The organism is Flavobacterium johnsoniae, assembly GCF_030388325.1.
Taxonomy (GTDB): Bacteria; Bacteroidota; Bacteroidia; order Flavobacteriales; family Flavobacteriaceae; genus Flavobacterium; species Flavobacterium johnsoniae_C.
Genome location: NZ_CP103794.1, coordinates 4,058,925 through 4,078,044 on the forward strand (window position 1 = coordinate 4,058,925; position 19,120 = coordinate 4,078,044).

The 19,120-nt window shown below is 34.7% G+C and carries 11 protein-coding genes; 4 read left to right on the forward strand and 7 right to left on the reverse strand.

What is annotated here, in order from left to right:
• The first annotated feature begins 297 nt into the window (after nt 1-297).
• The 3 genes from NYQ10_RS17560 (at nt 298) to NYQ10_RS17570 (ending at nt 5,480) form a co-directional block, all read left to right on the forward strand.
• Nucleotides 298-1,230, forward strand: coding sequence for an FAD:protein FMN transferase (locus NYQ10_RS17560; protein WP_289877525.1), 933 nt, complete (start codon nt 298-300; stop codon nt 1,228-1,230).
• A gap of 477 nt (nt 1,231-1,707) precedes the next feature.
• Nucleotides 1,708-4,113 carry a TonB-dependent receptor gene (locus NYQ10_RS17565; protein ID WP_289877526.1) on the forward strand — a complete coding sequence of 802 codons (2,406 nt, stop codon included), beginning with the start codon at nt 1,708-1,710 and terminating at the stop codon, nt 4,111-4,113.
• Between the two features lie 35 nt (nt 4,114-4,148).
• On the forward strand, nt 4,149-5,480 hold the full coding sequence (locus NYQ10_RS17570) for a hypothetical protein (protein WP_289877527.1): 1,332 nt from the start codon (nt 4,149-4,151) through the stop codon (nt 5,478-5,480).
• 106 nt (nt 5,481-5,586) lie between these two features.
• On the opposite strand, the gene NYQ10_RS17575 is transcribed toward NYQ10_RS17570, so the two are convergent.
• Complete coding sequence (locus tag NYQ10_RS17575) at nt 5,587-6,462, reverse strand: NmrA family NAD(P)-binding protein (RefSeq protein ID WP_289877528.1); 876 nt, start codon at nt 6,460-6,462, stop codon at nt 5,587-5,589.
• A gap of 81 nt (nt 6,463-6,543) precedes the next feature.
• On the opposite strand from NYQ10_RS17575, the gene NYQ10_RS17580 reads away from it, so the two are divergent.
• Entirely contained in the window at nt 6,544-6,909 is a 366-nt protein-coding gene (locus NYQ10_RS17580) for a winged helix-turn-helix transcriptional regulator (RefSeq protein ID WP_289877529.1), read from the forward strand.
• Nucleotides 6,910-6,972: 63 nt separating this feature from the next.
• Here NYQ10_RS17580 and NYQ10_RS17585 read toward each other — a convergent pair whose 3' ends face one another.
• The 6 genes from NYQ10_RS17585 to NYQ10_RS17610 all read right to left on the reverse strand — a co-directional run bounded on the left by NYQ10_RS17585 (nt 6,973) and on the right by NYQ10_RS17610 (nt 19,113).
• Entirely contained in the window at nt 6,973-7,926 is a 954-nt protein-coding gene (locus tag NYQ10_RS17585; protein WP_289877530.1) for a M20/M25/M40 family metallo-hydrolase, read from the reverse strand.
• Nucleotides 7,927-8,079: 153 nt separating this feature from the next.
• The gene (locus NYQ10_RS17590; protein WP_289877531.1) at nt 8,080-9,123 is read right to left on the reverse strand and encodes a sialidase family protein; all 1,044 of its coding nucleotides are present in this window, start codon (nt 9,121-9,123) and stop codon (nt 8,080-8,082) included.
• Nucleotides 9,124-9,267: 144 nt separating this feature from the next.
• Nucleotides 9,268-10,854, reverse strand: coding sequence for a SusD/RagB family nutrient-binding outer membrane lipoprotein (locus NYQ10_RS17595; RefSeq protein ID WP_289877532.1), 1,587 nt, complete (start codon nt 10,852-10,854; stop codon nt 9,268-9,270).
• A 16-nt stretch (nt 10,855-10,870) separates the two neighbouring features.
• Nucleotides 10,871-13,957 (reverse strand): SusC/RagA family TonB-linked outer membrane protein, encoded by a 3,087-nt coding sequence (locus tag NYQ10_RS17600; protein ID WP_289877533.1) that lies wholly within the window; start codon nt 13,955-13,957, stop codon nt 10,871-10,873.
• Nucleotides 13,958-14,220: 263 nt separating this feature from the next.
• Nucleotides 14,221-16,881: a glycoside hydrolase family 3 protein gene (locus tag NYQ10_RS17605; protein WP_289877534.1), complete on the reverse strand. Its 2,661-nt coding sequence runs from the start codon at nt 16,879-16,881 to the stop codon at nt 14,221-14,223.
• A 12-nt stretch (nt 16,882-16,893) separates the two neighbouring features.
• On the reverse strand, nt 16,894-19,113 hold the full coding sequence (locus tag NYQ10_RS17610) for a GH92 family glycosyl hydrolase (protein ID WP_436836294.1): 2,220 nt from the start codon (nt 19,111-19,113) through the stop codon (nt 16,894-16,896).
• Nucleotides 19,114-19,120 lie beyond the last annotated feature (7 nt).

Consider the following 19,120-nt stretch of genomic DNA (forward strand, 5'->3'; position numbering starts at 1 on the left):
ATGAATTATCAATTATGAATTATCAATTATCAATTATCAATTATTAATTGTTTGAATCCCGGAGGGATGACATATTTATAGATTAAATTCAATTCACGTAGAAACAAAGCCCCAACGGGGTGGCATAAATGCTCTAAAATTATATCGCTCCGCTGGAGCTTTATGAATGGTGCTTATTTTATTGCTATAAATATATTGCTCCGCTGGAGCATCATTAAATACAATAAACTGATTTTTATGTATAAATCGATTTTATATAAAATTTTATTCTTTTTTGTGATGACTTGTTGTTTTACAATGAATTCGCAAGTTTTAAGAAAAAGAACAACGCTTTTAATGGGCGGACGATTTGACATTAGCATTGTAGATAAAGATTCTCTTTCTGCAGAAAAAAATATAAATGAAGTTATTGCCGAAATTACAAGAATTGAAAATTTAATCTCCGACTGGAAACCAACTTCTCAAGTTTCTGAAGTAAATCAAAATGCGGGAATAAAACCCGTAAAAGTAGATCGTGAAGTTTTTGAATTAGCACAAAGAGCCATAAAACTTTCTGAAATAACCAATGGTGCATTTGATGTTAGTTTCGCCGCTTTAGATCGCGTTTGGAAATTCGACGGTTCTATGACCGAAATGCCTTCGGCGGAAGCCATAAAAAAATCGGTTGAAAAAGTAGGTTACAAAAATATTATTCTGGATAGTATCAATTCGACCATTTTTCTAAAACTAAAAGGAATGAAAATTGGTTTTGGCGCTTTGGGCGAAGGTTATGCGACCGATAAATGCCGTAAAATGATGCTCGAAAAAGGCATTCAAGCCGGAATTATAAACGGTTCTGGCGATATGAGCACTTGGGGAAAACAGCCCAACGGAAACGATTGGAAAATCGGAATTACAAATCCGTTTCATCCTGAAAAATTAATTGGAACTGTTCCATTAAAAGAAGGCGCTGTCACAACTTCTGGTAATTATGAAAAATTTGTTGTTTTTAATGGAAAACGCTATTCGCATATTATAAATCCCGCAACTGGATATCCTGCAACTGGTTTATGCAGTGTAACCGTTTTTGGTCCAAATGCAGAAACTGCCAACGGATTAAGTACTTCTATGATGGTTTTAGGTCAGAAAGATGGTTTGCTTTTACTTCAAAAATTCCCTGAATATAGTTGTCTAATGATTACGGATAAAGGAAAAGTTATTAAATCGAAAAACTTTGCTTATAAATTGTAAATTATTAATTGTTAATTATTAATTGTTAATTATTAATTTTCAATTGTTAATTGTGAGTTGTCTTCCTGAGCGAAGTCGAAGGATACGCGCAAAGTGATTCTTTATTTTTACACTATAATAATTTTAATCTCGCAAAGACGCAGAGGCGCAAAGCTTAAATTTCGAATTGCCTCCAGCTAAAGCTGGAAGCAATTCATTTTATCAAACCAAATTATCAAAACAAACTTTGCGACTTGGCGTCTTTACGAGATTAAAAAACAAACTTTAAAATCCGTTGCGAAAATCCTTCGACTTCGCTCAGGAAGACAATTCAGAACTCAAAATTAACAATTAACAATTCACAATTGACAATTAAAAAACACATTAAAAAAACATTAAAATAGTTCCGCGTAATTCTAATAATCTTCTAATTGCTTTATTTAGATTAAATTTAAATTATGATATAAGTTTGCAGACCAATAATCAGTAAACTAACATATGAGAATTTTTTACTCTCTTTCTCTCCTTTTAATCATAACTCTTTCAGGTTGGTCTCAAACCGGAAAAATTACAGGAAAAGTAACCCTTGGTCATACCGAAAATGCTTTCGGAGCAGCAGTTCAAATTAAAGGAACAAAAATATATGTTGTCGTAGACTCAGACGGACAATATGAAATTAAAGGACTTGCTTACGGCAGTTACAAATTAGAAACTTCCTCAATGGAAGCAAAACCTAAAATGATTGATGTTGTTGTAAATAAACCGACGCAGCAAATTAACATTGATTTAGAAAAAATTACAGATGCAAAAGCGCTTAAAGAAGTTCGTATTGAAAGAAAAAGCGTCAAACGTGATATTATAGAAAAAGGCTTTGCTGTAAATGTTATCGAAACACAAGAAGCGGCAAAAAGAAATCTTCAAACCAACGATTTACTAGACCGTTCAGGTGGTGTGAGAATCAGACAAAATGGAGGTTTAGGTTCTGCTGTTACGTACAACATCAACGGAATGTCTGGAAACGCTATTAGAATTTTTATTGACGGAGTTCCGATTTCAACCTATGGTGCTTCATTTAGTTTAAATAGTATTCCGCCTGCTTTAATTGAAAGAATTGAAGTTTTTAAAGGAGTTGTTCCTGCATATTTAGCAGATGATTCTCTTGGTGGAGCTATCAATGTTGTATTGAAAAAAGGAGCAAAAAATAGTTTAAATGCTTCGGTTTCTTACGGTTCATTCAACACCGTACAATCTAACGTAAATGCAACTTTCAGAGACAAAAACGGATTTACCATTAAAGCCAATGCTTTTCAAAATTACTCAGACAATGATTACGAAGTTTGGGGAAGATTTGTTTACAATATCGCACCAAACGGACGTTACGAATATATTAGAGCGAAAAGATTCGAAAGTATGTACCGTTCTTTTGGAGGAAGATTGGAAGCTGGTTTTACCAATGTTGATTGGGCAGATAACTTTTCTATTAGTTATAATGGTTCTCAAGATTACAATCAGATTCAGCATGGTCAATATATGACTAAACCTTATAAAGGTCGTTTTAGTGAAGCTATGGCAAATGTGATTTCATTAAATTATAATAAGAAAGATTTCATTATTAAGAATCTTGACTTTTCTGCTGTAGCGGTTTACAGCCATAGAAATGATGTGATTAATGATACTGTAAAATGGAATTATAATTGGAATGGCGAAAAAGCACTTGGTTTATACGGAACACCAATTTTAAGCAATACTGGCGCACAACAAGGAGCTCCGACGATTAATCACATGAAATCGGACATTTTTAATACTCGTGCAGGTTTAACGTATAACATTACAGAAAATCAAAGAGTAATGGTAAATGTGATGACATATTTTTTAGATCGAAATGATCTGGATGAAATGTTGCCCGAAATTACTAGAAATTTCATTGTTACAAGAGATTTAGCCAAAACAGTTTCTTCTTTTTCTTACGAAATATCTGCTTTTAAATCTCGTTTGAGAGCCAATCCTTTTGTCAAAAATTATAGTATGAAAACTGAGCAAACTACTCCAACTGTTGTAACAGAGAACGGACAGAGTGTTGTTAAAGAAAATATTCTATCAAAAAGAATTAATTATACAGGTTACGGTTTCGCTGGTTCTTATGCGCTTTTTCGTGACGTAATGTTTATGTTTTCTGCTGAAAAAGCAATCAGATTGCCAAATGAAAATGAAATTTTCGGAAGTCCTGGCGAAAACATTATAAGCAATCCTAGTTTAGGTCCGGAACAAAGCAATAATTTCAATGCAGGTTTCAGATTTGGACCTTACGATCTTAACAATCATAAAATTACTGTTTCAGGAAATGGTTTTTGGAGAAATACAAAAGGTAAAATTGTACGTCAGATTAGTGACCGTTTAAATGAAGCTATACAGGCATCTCCTTTTGTCAATTTGGGTGAAGCGCAATCTGTTGGTTTTGAAACTTCTATTCAATACACATACAACAATCGCTTTTTTGCAGGTATGAATCTTTCAAAATTCAATTCATTATACAAAGACAAATACGATTCAAACGGAAACATATTGGTTCACTACAACAAACAATTGCCAAACGAGCCTTATTTCACCATCAACGGAAATCTTCAATATAATTTTAGAAATGTAATTCAAAGTAAATCAGAACTTAATCTGTATTACTACTGTGGTTATGTAGCGCCATTTTACACTTCTTGGCTAGAAGTGGATAGAACTACAGCGCAATTTCCTCAAGATTTAGGATTAAGCTATGTTTTTCCAAACAAGCAATTCACGGTAAGTTTTGATGCCCGAAATATTCTAGACGAACAGGTTTACGACAACTTTGCCGCGCAAAAACCGGGAAGAGCTTTTTACTTGAAAGTTAATTATAACCTTAATAAATTTTAAAATCAATAAATAACTAATTTTTAAATGAAATAAAAATGAAAAAGAACACATTTAAATTATTTACCTCAAGCTTATTATTTGGTGCATTAGCGCTAAGTACAGCTTGTAGCAGTGACGATAATAAAAGTGCAGACCCAGTAAATCCAGTAACAGACGGTCGTTGGATTACTGTAGCTGGAGCTTTAATGCAGACTGATCCAGGTGATGGAAATGGTGGAACAAGAGTTTATGCTATTAGTAAAGAAAACGCTATTGACCCAAACTTTTCTGTAGATGTTTATGCAAATGGTTCTCCTGTACAATCAAGCAGAACTGCTCGTTTGCAATCTTCTGTAGACGGAAGCACACTTTTCAATATCACTTATACAGGTGCTAACGGAGGTGAATTCATGACTTACAAAGTAAACGGAGGAAACAATTTTGCAGAATCTACAGCAAAGGTTAATATTTCTCAATACGCTGGAACTTCACCAAGATGGGTAAAACTTTTCGACGGAGATAAAACAGGTGTAGCGGTAAACGTTGCGACTCCAGTTGTAAGCACTAACGAAGATAAAACATACAAAAACACAAGAGGTATTGCGACTGTTCTTTCTTTAGATATGCAACAGACTTTAATCTCAGCTTACAAACAATATCAAATTCCTTTGACAGCTGAAGAAGAAGCACTTGGACACCACATTTTCCGTTTAGATGCTCCAACATTAAACAAAGCTGGAAACAAATTAATTATCGGAACTTGGATGCGTAAATCTAATCCAGCTAATCCTGCAACAAACGAAAGTTCATTTACTCGTTTAGGATCTAAATCTGTTGTTGTTGATTATCCTTCATTAGAAAATCCAAAAGTGATTACTTCGACTGTAGGATTTGGTGATACAAGCGGATACAGAAGTTTCAACAGTTTTGTGGCTACAGATGGAAACATTTATCAAGCAACTCAAAGAGATACTCAAAAAGGTTCTTATATCTTAAAAATTAATCAAAGCAACGAATATGACAACTCTTATGTATTCAGTTTAGATTCAGCTTTAGGAATTAAAGGTTCTTACATCGATGCTTGGAGATATGTTGGAAACGGAATTGCTTATGCTGTTTATACTCACGAAGGAACTGAGCAAGGTTTCTTAGCAAGATTAGATTTGAATGCAAGAACAGCTCAAAAAGTACAAGATATTGCTTACGATGCTGATTTAAATTTCGGTCAATATCAAGGTTTTGTTGTTGATGGAAACAACTTCTACATCGCTGTTACTCCAGTTGGAAAAGACGGTAACATTTATGTAATTGATATTCCAACAGGAAAAGTTACTAAAGGTGCCAAATTGGTTAACAAACCAGGAAACCACTATATTGGTGTATTCTAAAAATTATACAGTTATGATTACAAACTGTATGTAATTCATCACTTGAGTTTTTTTTTAATTGAACATTCCGCTTCTATTTATAGTAAGCGGAATGTTTTTTTTATGATTAGAATTTTGAAGCAAATTCTTTTGCAAAATCCTCTAATTTAATTTTTCCTTCAATATTTCCATCATTACTAAGAAAATCTGCCGCAATAGTTTCATTTTTTAAACCTGCTCCCATTTCGGTATATAAACCAGCCATTTCTTCTGGAACTCCAGCTTGTGTCATTCCTTCAAAATATTGTTCATCTGTAAATTCAACCCAAGGAAGTTCTGGTTTTGAAATAGCGTTTCCAAATGCTTTTACAATTTCTGAAGGAGTTTTAACATCACTAATTATGTAACGAACATTTTGCCCTTCTTGTGATTTTTGCAATTCTTCGGCTGCAGCCCAAGCAATATCTTCTGGATGCACTAACGGAATTCGGTTTGATACTGGAAAATTAGCTCCCATAATCCCTGCTCCTTTTATCATCGGAATATCGTTAAAGAAATTAAAGTAGAAATAACCCGCTCTTAAAAACGTAATAGAAGTGTCTAATTTCTCATAAATCTTCTCGATGTTATACAAACCCGCAATTGGTCCATTTCCTGTTGGTAAATCGGCGCCAATACTGCTTAACATAACTACTCTTTTAATTTTGGCAGCTTGAATCGCTTTCGCGAAAGCGTAGCCAGCATCTGTAGTATTTTGAATGATATTTACGCCACCCATATTTGGAGGCGTCATAGCAAAAATCGCATCTGCATTTTCGAAAGTTTTAGAAAGAAAATCAGCATCACTTACTGATCCAATTGCAGCTTTTGCGCCTAAGTTTTCGATTGCCTCTTTACGATCTGCATTGCTGCTAATAACCGTTACATCGTGTCCCGATTTAACTAATTGAGCCGTTAAAGGCTTTCCGATATTTCCTAATGAACCTGAAATTATAATTTTCATCTTTAAATGTTTTTTTATTTAACATTACAAAGGTATCTTTGTACTTACTTTTATACAAGTACTTACCCTAAAGTATGTATTATGACAGCAATTAAAGAATCGTCTACTATTCAGGAAAACAAGCAATATGCTTTAGAAAAATGTCCTGTAACTTTTGTTATGGAGAAAATTGGAGGTTATTGGAAACCTATTATTCTCTATCATTTATCGACTGGAGATAAACGTTATAGCGAATTAAAAAGAGCTATTCCGGCAGTTACAGAAAAAATGCTCATTCAGCATTTAAAACAATTAGAAGCAGATGGTTTGGTTATACGTGAAGCGAAACCTGTTGTGCCACCTTTTGTAACTTATAGATTAAGCAATGCGGGAACAGGACTTTTACCCGTAATTGATGCAATGGCTTCATGGGCTTTTAAAGTAAAAGACGGTATCTATAACATTTAATAGATACCGCCTTTTTCAAACAAAACTCAACTAACTTATTTTTGACTGAAAATCACTTTGTTTTTAATTTTGTTTAATGAAAAACAAAGCATCTTCGTAATTGGCAATTTGTGTGAGTGCATTATAAATATATTTTGACACTAATGCTCCTCCATCTGAATTAATCAGATTGATATCGTCATCGGGAGTATGATATTGCGTATGCCCGCCTGTGTGAAAACCAACCGCAGAAATGGATTCTTTATAAAAAGAAACATGATCTGAACCGCCAACATCACCAGCATGAATTACTGGATTTAATCCGCTGTTTTCTTTTAATTTTTGCATCAGTTCAACTCCGTTCGGGAAAGTTCCTGCACCGCCCATATAAAGCTCTTTTTTATCATTTAGTCTTCCGACCATATCCATATTCAACATTACTTTTACAGCTTCTTTTGGAACTGGCAAATGATTGATGAAATACTTCGATCCCAATAATCCTTCTTCTTCTCCACTAAACGAAATAAAAATAATACTGCGTTTAGTTTTTATTTTTTGCTTTGAAATTTCTTCTAAAATGCAAAGCAAAGCCGAAACTCCCGAAGCATTGTCATCGGCACCGTTATGAATCGCAAACGCATCTTTCTTTTTACTTCCTGAACCTTGTCCGCCCCAACCCCAATGATCGTAATGTGCTCCGATTACGATATATTCATTTTTCAGTTTTGGATCTAAACCTTCTACAAAACCTAAAACATTTTGAGTCGAAACGCTATCGGATTTCATCTTATTGATTCCTTCTTTTACAAAAATTTTGAAAGGCTGATAATAGGAATTGCTGAATTCTTTTAAACCATATTTTTTAAAGTACTTCTGAATATAAGCCGCCGCTTCATTATTTCCTTTTGTTCCAGGAAAACGACCTTCTAATTTATCTGAAGACAAATATTTATCGTGTTTGTAAAAGGTCTTCGCCTTTTGTGCATTCACGAAAGTGCAATAAAAAAATACTGTTGCAAAAAGAAGTTTTAATTTCATAATTGTATTCTAGAAATGAGACACGGATGAAACGGATTTGCTTTGCAAAGACGCGGATGAACACGGATTTTTTTTTAAAAAAAATAGAATAAAAAAATCCGTAAAAATCAGCGTTTTCATGAAGTGAATCCGTTTTATCAGCGTACTATTATCTTATAAATCAAAAGAAGTATGTTTAATATATTTTCTATCGTAAGTATATAAAACATGTATTCTTTTGTCTGTTGTTTGGATAATGGCAGGATAACTAAATTCGCCTTTTTCTTCTTTTTCTAAATCAAATAATTTAGACCAGTTTAAACCATCTTTAGAGTATTCAACATCTAAAATATTTCGTCCGTTAAACCAGTCTTTTCCAATTGGAAGCGGATTGTTTACTAATAAAAATAAGTTCTTATTGATTGTTAAGGCATCGATTCCTGAATTGGAATTGACAACGTTTATTTTGCTGGTTCTAATCCAGCTTTTTCCGTTATCTCCAGACCAGCTCGAAACTACTCTATTGTGTTTGCTGCGTGATAACATTTGAATATCGCTCGTACCATGAATTAGAAATGTTGGCTGAATAATATCAAAGTTTTGATTGTTTTCTACTTTAATTTTTTTCCAAGAATCAGTTGCTTCGGTATATTCTTCAACATGTACGCGCCATTCGTCTGTATTGACACTTTCTGTGCTACTTCCGCATAAAATTACGCCTGGAGTAGTTTCGATTGGTTTGTTTCTAATTGGACCTAAAATGCCATCCGGAAGATATTTAGGTTCTCCCCAGGTTGTTCCATTATCTTTTGAAACAATCATAGCGCCAAACCATTCTCTCGGATTTTTTCCAATTTTATAAAACAAATACAAATTCTGACTTTTACTTTTGAATAATACAGGATTCCAACACGGCAAAGTATCTCCGTTTTTAATTAAAGGTTGAATCAATTCTTTTGGTGCAGACCATTTTTTTTCTTTATAAGCTGAAATGTAAATTCCGACATCTTTTGCACCTTCATATTTTCCGCCAAACCAAGCTGCTAAAATTTCGTTTGGTTTGTATTCTACTAAAGTTGAAGCGTGGCTATTAGTCGTTACTGGCGGATCTGCGATATAACTGCTTTCTATATTAACCGCTTTTTGAGCTTTAATTGCATTCGAAAAAAGAAAAACAACTATTAAAACTGCTTTAGTATATTTTGTTTTTAAAATCATTTTATTGTCCTGAAAATTAATATTGTTTTGTTATGAATTAAAGTTGGGGCAAAAATTCACTGACTTCTATATAAAACAAAAGGAGAGTTACCTCTCCTTCTGCTCAAGTAATAAATCTATTGATCTTTTACTTTACCAAATTAATTATTTTGTGTCCCACCAAAGTCTAGTTCCACCTGAATCTGCACCGCCTAATTTCACGATACCGTCATCAACTGCCTCTTTGTTTGATGAGTACTCATTTGTTGTGTAAATAATTCTTTTCATTAAAGACTTACCAACTCCAGCATCCGTATTATCTGTATTTAAAACTGGGTAGATAACTTTAGCATCACTTCTACGTAAATCAGCCCAAGCTTCCCAAGATTCTGGGAAAATTGCTAGGTATTTCTGAACCGCAATCTGCGTACGTTGGTTAGCAACTGAAGCAGACCAAGCAACTGGCAATTTAACTGGGATATCTCTTAAATCTAATGTTGGGTAAACTGTTAAAATGTTTGGTAATGTTGGTAATGTAGATCCGTTGATATAAGCGTTAACTACAGCAACATCAGTAATTCCCCATTGTGCAAGAGATAATCTAATACCTGTTTCGTATAAAGTTTTAGCATCTCCGCCCATGTTCCATCCATTTAAAGCTCCTTCTGCTCTACTCAAGTAGTTTTCAGAAGCCATAAAGATTTCGATGTTTTTAGTTTCACTAACTGTATTAGCAGAACCATTACCCATAATCTCATTATTGAATTTAGAGAATTCTGTAGTTCCAAACTGATCTTCTAAACCTCCAACTGGATTACCTCTATAAACTCCAGTAGCAATTGGCGCAAACCATTTTGATAAACGTGGATCTTGGTATCCAACTAAAATACTTTCCATAGAAGAAGTCATTACATAACCCCAGCTATTCACAATCATATTTAAATTGTTTGGAGTAATGTTACTTGCTTTAAAGAATGCACTTTGATCATTTGTTTGCATAACTCCTGCAGCTACAGCAGCTTCTGCTTGAGTTTTAGCTTTAGCTGGATCTTTATCAGAAATTCTTAAAGCTAGACGTAATCTTAAACTGTTTCCGAAAACTCTCCATTTGTCAACACTTCCAGCATAAACTCTATCGTTTGGAGAAAGAGAAGCTACAGTAGCTGTTGAAGAAGAAGATAATGTAGCATTTGCTTCATCTAACAATTTGAAGAAATCTTCGTAAATAAATTCTACGCTATCGTAAGGAACTTTTTCTTTTCCGTTTCCTGCTTCTGTGTAAGGAATTGGTCCGTAAGCATCAACCATTTGGTTGTACATAAAAACTTTCCAGATTTTAAGAACAGCCGTAGCTTCCGCATTTCCTTCAGATGCTACTAAAGCATTTTTCAAAGCTGGTACAGCAACTGTATAAAATCTTAACCATCCTCTACCTTCGTAACCATTCACAAAAGCATTTCTTTCTGTTCCGTATCCACAGTTTAAGTAGTGAATAAAAGTTGAAGACAAAATACCTGTAGCAATACCCCAAGTACCTTGATCATCTACACCTGGAGAAGAATAAGATCCGTTGTGAATACCTGCATACAATGCAGATGCAAATGAAGGACCAGCCAATGTAGCATCTAACTGATCTTCAGTCAATGAATTAGGATCTTTGTTTATTTCATCAAAATCGCCAGTACAGCTTGATAAAATCGAAACTGCCATTAATGCAACTCCTAATGTTTTTATTTTAAAACTATATTTCATGATGTCTCTTTTTTAATTAAAATCCAAATTTAACATTAACTCCGTAATCTCTTGTTGAAGGAATGTTGAAAGATTCAATACCTTGTAAGTTACCTGTACCTGCTCCTGCTTCTGGATCAAAGTGTTCAGCTTTGTTTAAGAAGAAGAATAAGTTTCTACCAACTAAAGAGAAGTCAATACTTGTAAAACCTGAATTATTTAACATACGTTTTGGCAATGAATAACCAAAAACAAGTTCTCTTAATCTGATGTTTGTAGCATCATAAATAAATGGCTCTGCAATTGGAGTTCTTTGTCCGATAGCTGTCCAATATTGTTCTGCGTTAATGCTTACTGTATTTGGAGAGTAAGTACCATTTCCGTTAGAAACAACACCATCAACAATTATTCCACCTTGTCTTCCTGCTAAAGTAATATCGCTTACCCCTAAACCTGCTTGTCTAGCTTGAGTGTATGAAATAACTTCACCACCAATTCTGAAATCAACTAAGAAGCTTAAAGAGAAATCTTTGTATTTGAAATTGTTTTTAAAACCTGCTGTCCAGTCTGGGTTAAAGTTACCAGCACGAACATCAAATCCGTTTGTTGCTAATGGAATACCGGCGCTACTTACGATAATATTACCATTTGGATCTCTTTGGAAACCTTTAGTATATAAGTCACCATATTCTCCACCTTGAACAACTTTACTTCTAACTAAACGTCCTTCACCTAAAACTAACTCATCTCTTCCATCATAAATAGATTTTACTTTAGATTTATAAGAAGCGTAGTTTGCTGTAATATCCCAAGTAAAGTTTTCTGTTTGAATTGGAGTTGCTGTTAAAGTAAGCTCGATACCTTTATTTTGAATATCACCACCATTTACAACTGCTCTTGAATACCCAGAAGACTCAGGTGTATTGATGTAGAAAATTTGGTTTTTAGTTAATGAATTGAAATACGTGAAATCTAATCCTAAACGGTTGTTGAAGAATCTAATATCAGCACCAAACTCTGTAGAAGAAGAAATCTCTGGTTTTAAGTTTGGATTTGCTTTTGTGCTTTGTCCATATAACATACCACCGTTTCCTCCAATGTAAGAGAATCTTTGTTGTGTTTGATAAGGATCTGTATCGTTACCAACTTCAGCGTAAGAAGCTCTAACTTTTGCAAAACTGATTACTTCTGGCAATGTAAACATATCTGAAAGAACTCCAGAAAGACCAAAAGATGGGTAGAAATAATCTGTTGGTAAAGTAGAAGACCAGTCATTTCTAGCTGTTACATCTAAGAATAAATAGTTTCTGAAACCAAGTTGACCAAATCCGTAAACTGAATTGATTCTTTTATTTGAAGCTGTAGAACTAGCCGTAATTGTCTGAACATTTGATAATGCGAAGTAGTTTCTTTTACTTAACACACCACCAGAACCTAAAGCTGAACTATTTTGTTGCAATGCATTCGCACCAGCATTAAGTCCAACAGAAAAATCTCCAAATTTCTCGTTATAAGAAAGTAAAGCATCAACGTTTAATTCGCTAACAGTTTCGTAAGATTCGCTATAAGAACCCATGTTACTGTTGAATGCATTTGTAGCGTATCTGTTTCTTACGTTTCTGTTTGTCATTTGGTCTAAACCAGCTCTACCTTGTAAGCTTAATGTTTTTGTGATCTCATATTTAAGAGACGCTAAACCAATAAATCTGTTTCTTTTGTCTGTACGAGCATCATCTCTTAAAGCAGACCAGAATGGGTTTCCACCAGGAGCTCCAGTTTCATCAAGGAAATAGTTTACTTGTCTTTGTCCAGCAGCATCAAAATATTCGAAGTTTTTATAATCGTTATATGCAATACTACGAGGTAATAAATATGCAGATGTTCCGATAGACTCTTCACCAGTTCTCAATAAGTTATCTATATCTTGAACGATGTAGTTTGTTTTTACATCTAAAGATAATTTATCAGAGATTTTGCTTGTCAATCTTAAGTTAAGATTGTGTCTATCCATTTTGTTTCCTCCAACAATACCTTCAGCACGAGTGTTAGTATATGAGAAATAACCTTGTGCTTTTTCGTTACCAGCAGTAACTGTTAAAGTGTTTGCTAAGTTATAACCTGTTTTGTAGAAATCAATAACGTTGTTTGGCTGTGGAGAATAGCTTTGTGTAGCTGGTCCAGCGTAATTTGGATTACGAACCAACTGCCAGTTAGAAACTTGACTTCCGTCTAATCTACCTCCCCAACTTGAAGAAGAGTTTGCAACATAAGCTCCGTTTGTTCCTTGTCCGTATTCGTTTTGTAAATTCATCAAGTTATAAGCTGAAGAAGCCATAAAGTTAGATGATAACGAAACTGAAGTTTTTCCAGCTTTACCAGATTTAGTTGTAATAACGATTACACCATTTGATGCTCTAGATCCGTAAAGAGCCGCAGCAGATGGTCCTTTAAGAACTGTCATCGAAGCAATATCTTCAGGGTTAATGTTAGAAATACCATCTGGCTGTGTAGTACCTCCTGTATCAATATCAGGATTAGATGTTGTTGTTCCGTTACTAATTGGCACACCATCTACTACATATAAAGGTTGGTTGTTTCCGTTAAGAGATCTATTACCTCTTAAAGTAATTCTAGAAGAAGAACCAACACCATTTGAAGTTGTAGAGAAGTTAAGACCTGCCACTTTACCAGAAAGTGAGTTGGCAACGTTTAATGATCTTGCTTCTGACAATTCGTCTACTGAAACGTTTTGTGCAGAATAAGTAATTGCTTTTTTCTCTCTTTTAATACCAAGAGCAGTAACAACTACCTCTCCTAATTGTTGTGTGTCTGCACCTAAAGACACGTTGATTGTAGTTTGAGATCCAACAGCAACTTCTTTTGTAGCAGATCCTACATAAGTAAATACTAAAACTGAAGATTGATTTGGAACACTGATGCTGTATTTTCCATCAAAATCTGACGAAGCACTTGTTTTAGTTCCTTTAACAATAATATTTGCTCCAGGAATCGGAATTCCACTTTGAGCATCTGTTATCGTTCCTTTTACTGTTGTCTGCGCTTCCAGGCTTTGGAACCCGAAAAGGCAAATGACAAACAGTAACTTTAGTACGTTTTTAATCATATTAGTTGTTTTTTTAGAGTTAATAACATGTTAAATTTAAGAATACGTTTTGTTAACAATACATTATTTCGACAAATGACAATTTTGAAAAGGTGTTGGTGAAAGTTTGGTCGAAAATTGAAAGAAAACGTTTTCATTTGTAATCCAACTCTGCCTTATTTTAAAGACCAAAACTCTATTTATCTAATAGATTTTGACCTTTTATAATTGTATTCATTTTTTTAAAGCAAAAACGCCGAAAAATCTTCGGCGTTTTTGGGTTTTTAGTTCAAAACCTTGAATTTAGTTTTAAGTAAATCGGTCGAATTTCCTCCTACCATAACTTCAAAATCTCCAGGCTCTACAACGCGCTTCATTTCTCTGTTCCAAAGAGATAGCTCATCTTTTGTAAGTGTAAATTCAACATTTTTAGTTTCGCCTTTTTTGATATTTAATCTTTTGAATCCTTTTAATGTTTTTTCTGGCGTAGTTGTGCTGCTGTAAACATCATTAATGTATAATTGTACCACTTCATCCCCATCTCTGTCACCAACATTTTTAACATCAACAGAAACTTTTACTTCTCCGTTTGGTTTAATTTCAGTAGTATTCAGTTTTAAATTAGAATATTCAAACTTCGTATAACTTAATCCGTAACCGAACGAATATAAAGGATGCTCGCTTTCTGCTACATATTTATGAATAGCTGATGGTTTTTGATTATAATATATAGGTAACTGTCCAACTGATTTTGGAACTGTAATTGGCAATCTTCCAGCCGGATTGTAATCTCCAAATAAAACATCAGCCACTGCTCTTCCTCCAAATTCCCCTGGGAACCATCCTTCTAGAACCGCAGGAATATTTTCAGCAATCCAGTTAGTAGAAAGCGGACGACCGTTTAATAATACGCAAACTACTGGAGTTCCTGTTTTCTTGATCTCTTCAATCAATTGCTGCTGGATTCCGAATAAGTCTAAAGAAGCAACATCTCTATTTTCTTCTACCAATTCGTTAGATTCTCCTAAAACTACAATCGCAACATCTGCTTTTTTAGCTGCTTCTATTGCTGGCTGTAAGTTTACTTTTTCTAAGTTCCAACGGAAATGAGCTCTGGCTCCCCAGCCTCCTTCCCACATTTCAATGCGGACTTTGTATTTCTTCCCTTTTTCGATGTTTTTTGGAACTGTCACCATACTTGTCGCTCCTTTTGTCCAGTTATCAATAACCAATTGGTCATCAATATACATTCTGATTCCGTCATCAGAACTTAAACCTAACCATCCGTCAAGTGCTTGATCTGATTTTAAGAATCCTGTCCATCTGATAGAAAAATCATCTACGTTAACACCATCACCAGGAGCCCAAGGCCAGTCAAACTCTAATTGACTGTCGATACGAGTCAACGCTGGAGTTCCTTCTAATTCTCTATTATTGAAATATTCTCCTTTTAATCCGTTTTGAGATTCGTCTGGAGTAAATAAATATTTAGATGGAATAATTTGTCCTTTTACAATTAATGGAACACCTTCCTCATAAACTACATTAGCTGTTTTTCCAACCAATTCTTTAACTCCCTCAAAAACAGTTACTCCAACACTATTTTTAGGAGCATAACCTCCCATTCTTGAAGCATTTGCATTTGGTCCGATAACCGCAATATTTTTCAAGTTTTTGCTTAAAGGCAAAGTGTTGTTTTCATTTTTCAATAAAACCATCGATTTCTGAGCAGCCTCTAAAGCAACTGCTTGATTTTCTTTAGTATGAAAACGCTCTTTAATTAGATTTTTATCTGTGTACGGATTTTCAAATAATCCTAATAAGAATTTCAAACGTAAAACTGCTCCCGCCGCACGGTCAATATTTTCCATTGTCAATTTCTTTTCATTAACTAATTCAATAACTGTACTTTGCCAGAATTCGTTTGAAAAATCATAAAACTGCATATCAACACCAGCCGAAACCGCTTCTCTAATAGCATCTTTTGGGGAATCTGCCACTTTGTGAGTTGTTTGAATGTATTTAATAGCTCCCAAATCTGAAACTACAAGACCTTTAAAACCCCATTCGTTTCTCAAAACATCAGTCAATAACCAATGATTTGCTGCACAAGGAATTCCGTCTAACTCAGAATAAGCACACATTGTTCCTAAAGCACCGCCTTTTGTAAATGCTTTTTCGAAAGATGGCAAATGATCTTCTCTTGCAGAACGTTCTCCAACCAAAATCGGAGAAGAATTTCCTCCCGCTTGTGGAATACCATGAACTGCAAAGTGTTTTGGTTCTGCAATAATAGAACGATCTGATTTTAAATCGTCTCCTTGTAATCCTTTAATGAAAGCCAAACCAATTTCGCTATTCAGGAAAGCATCTTCACCAAAAGTTTCAGCAACACGTCCCCATCTTGGCTCGCGTCCTAAATCTAGGTTTGGTCCAAAACCAAAATGAACGCCATGAGCACGGGCTTCCATACCAATTACTTTACCCACTTTGTCCATCGTAGCAATATCCCAAGTTGCTCCAAGTCCAATATTCATTGGAAAAGCGGTACTTCCTTCGTCTAAATAGCCGTGAAGCATTTCACACATAATCAGCGCCGGAATTCCCCAACGGTTTCCTTTAATTACATTCGTTTGTAAATCATTGATCATTTTCGCTGAACGTGGATAAAGATCATGAATTGCTCCAATTCCTAACTTCCCGATTTTTTCTGCCGATTTAGATTTTGCAAAATCTTCTTTATCTTTAAAAAAATCTCCTCTGTACATATCCATCTGACGCACTTTTTCTTCAAGCGTCATACGGCTTAGCAAGTCTTGAACTCTCTCTTCTACTGGTAATTTCGCATCCTGATACGGATACTTTTTCTGGGCGTGGGTTTGGTTTAAAAAACCAACAGCCATTACAAAAATAATGGCCGTTTTCCTCATTCTTAATTGTAACATTGTTGTGTGTGTTTAGTTTTGAATCACTTTAAGTTTAGTTCCATTCACAAAAGCATCGTGCGAAATAAAAAAAGTATTAAGTGATTTTTCGTTTAGCTCAATCGAATTGATTTTTCCACCATTATTTTCTTGTCTTTCAATGATGATGCTTTCTTTTTTATAATATCTTGGATCTAATTTGATTGTCACTCTATGAAACATTGGCGTTGTAATGGTATAAATTGGATCCCCCGGCGATATTGGATAAATTCCCATCATCGAATACACCAACCAGGCCGACATGGTTCCGGTATCATCATTTCCTGGCAATCCTTTTGGTTCATTTTTGAAATATTCGCGAACCAATTTCTTTACCATATCCTGCGCTTTATATTCTTCGCCTTTCACATAATTAAATAAATACGGATTGGCAATGTCTGGTTCGTTTGCCATATCAAATTGTTTACTATCGAAGATTTTCTGCAATTGTGCCGAAAATGGTATATCACCGCCCATTAATTTTTTCAATCCGATAATGTCGTGAGGAACCATAAAAGCATATTGACATGCATTTCCTTCGATAAAACCAACATTTTCTTCAAAATTAGCTCCTGAATTTGGATCAAAAGGCTCGTACCATTTTCCGTCTGGCGTTCTTGGACGAAGTAAATTCAGATTTTTATCAAATAATTTTCTGTAGGATAAAGAACGTTCTTTAAAACGTTTTACATTGTCTTTATCCCCAAATTCGTTGGCCATAAGCGAAATAGAATAATCTGAAATATTGTATTCCTGAGTTGTAGAAACTGGGCCTTTGTTGTCGGTTGTTAAATATCCTTTTTTTATGTAATCTTTCAATCCAGGACGAAGCGGGTTATTTTCAATATTATCTGCGCCTTTCAACATCGCATAATAGGCTTTATTAACATCATAATCACGAATTCCTCTCATATAAGTATCTGTAATTACAATACTTGCAGGATCTCCAACCATAGTAAAAGTTTCAGTCGAATTCAGTTCCCATTTGGGTAACCAGCCGTTTTCATCAAACATATCCAACATACTTTTTACCATATCCGATTGCTGTTTTGGATAAACCAAAGACATTAACGGATGGACATTTCTATACGTGTCCCACAAAGAAAATACGGTATAACGAGTATCTTTGGTTTTAGCAATTTTAGTTCTTTTGATTACTGGATATTCTCCGTTAATATCATTTAAAGTGTTTGGGTGAATTAAAGTATGATACAAAGCCGTGTAGAAAATAGTGTTATCCTCTTTTGAACCGCCTTCAACCAAAATTTTAGAAAGTTCTTCGTTCCATTCGTTGTATGTTTCTTTGTAAATTGCGTCAAAAGATCTGTTACCCACTTCTTTTGCTAAGTTTTCTCGAGCATTTTCGATACTTACGTACGAAATTCCAATCTTCACTTCAACCGTTTCTTGTTTGTCGAATTTATATGTAAAATAACTTCCAATACTATCACCTACTACGGTTTTAATGGTATTTTCCATTATTCTCGCTTTTCCGTTGTAGCCCATCCATTGTGCTTCGACACCGTTGTATTTCGCAGGTTTTTTCCAAACCCCGAATTTATCGGCAGGTTTAGAAAATTGAGCCACAAAATAAACTGGGTAAGCATCTTCTGGACTGTTGTAACAAAATGAACCAACTGAACGCATTCCTTCAATTTCTGTAGAAGAAACGACTTTTACCATCGCGCCTTCTTCATTCGTTAATCCTAAACCAAGATTTAGCAAAATATTAGATTGCCCTTTCGGGAAAGTGAACCTGCTAATCCCAACTCGTTTTGAAGCAGTGAATTCTCCTTTTACTTTGTACTTGTCGATGTTTACGCTATAATAAGCAGCTTTTGCAACTTCATTCGAATAACTAGAACCGTATTTTAAATGATCGATTTCTACTGCTCCAGTCGTTGGCATCAATAAAATAACGCCTAATTCCGGACAGCCAACACCGCTTAAATTCACCTGACTAAATCCAGTCAAGAAAGTATTCTCATTCACATACGGATTCGAAAGCCATTGACTGTCTTTTTCCATTGGAGTATTTTTTACTCCAGCCACATTAAACGGACTAATACTTGCCATTCCGCGCGGTGCAATTGGACCCGGATATGCTGCCCCATAATTGGAAGTTCCAATAAACGGATTAACGAAATCGGCAGGTTCCTGCGCAAAAATCGTAATGCTAAAAAACAGCATGTATAGAATACATGCTGTTTTCATTTTATTT

Excerpts from the sequence above, each read along its gene's own strand:
- NYQ10_RS17560 (WP_289877525.1), top strand. The coding sequence starts at position 298 with ATGAATTCGCAAGTTTTAAGAAAAAGAACAACGCTTTTAATGGGCGGA.
- NYQ10_RS17565 (WP_289877526.1), top strand. The coding sequence starts at position 1,708 with ATGAGAATTTTTTACTCTCTTTCTCTCCTTTTAATCATAACTCTTTCA.
- NYQ10_RS17570 (WP_289877527.1), top strand. The coding sequence starts at position 4,149 with ATGAAAAAGAACACATTTAAATTATTTACCTCAAGCTTATTATTTGGT.
- NYQ10_RS17575 (WP_289877528.1), bottom strand. The coding sequence starts at position 6,462 with ATGAAAATTATAATTTCAGGTTCATTAGGAAATATCGGAAAGCCTTTA.
- NYQ10_RS17580 (WP_289877529.1), top strand. The coding sequence starts at position 6,544 with ATGACAGCAATTAAAGAATCGTCTACTATTCAGGAAAACAAGCAATAT.
- NYQ10_RS17585 (WP_289877530.1), bottom strand. The coding sequence starts at position 7,926 with ATGAAATTAAAACTTCTTTTTGCAACAGTATTTTTTTATTGCACTTTC.
- NYQ10_RS17590 (WP_289877531.1), bottom strand. The coding sequence starts at position 9,123 with ATGATTTTAAAAACAAAATATACTAAAGCAGTTTTAATAGTTGTTTTT.
- NYQ10_RS17595 (WP_289877532.1), bottom strand. The coding sequence starts at position 10,854 with ATGAAATATAGTTTTAAAATAAAAACATTAGGAGTTGCATTAATGGCA.
- NYQ10_RS17600 (WP_289877533.1), bottom strand. The coding sequence starts at position 13,957 with ATGATTAAAAACGTACTAAAGTTACTGTTTGTCATTTGCCTTTTCGGG.
- NYQ10_RS17605 (WP_289877534.1), bottom strand. The coding sequence starts at position 16,881 with ATGTTACAATTAAGAATGAGGAAAACGGCCATTATTTTTGTAATGGCT.
- NYQ10_RS17610 (WP_436836294.1), bottom strand. The coding sequence starts at position 19,113 with ATGAAAACAGCATGTATTCTATACATGCTGTTTTTTAGCATTACGATT.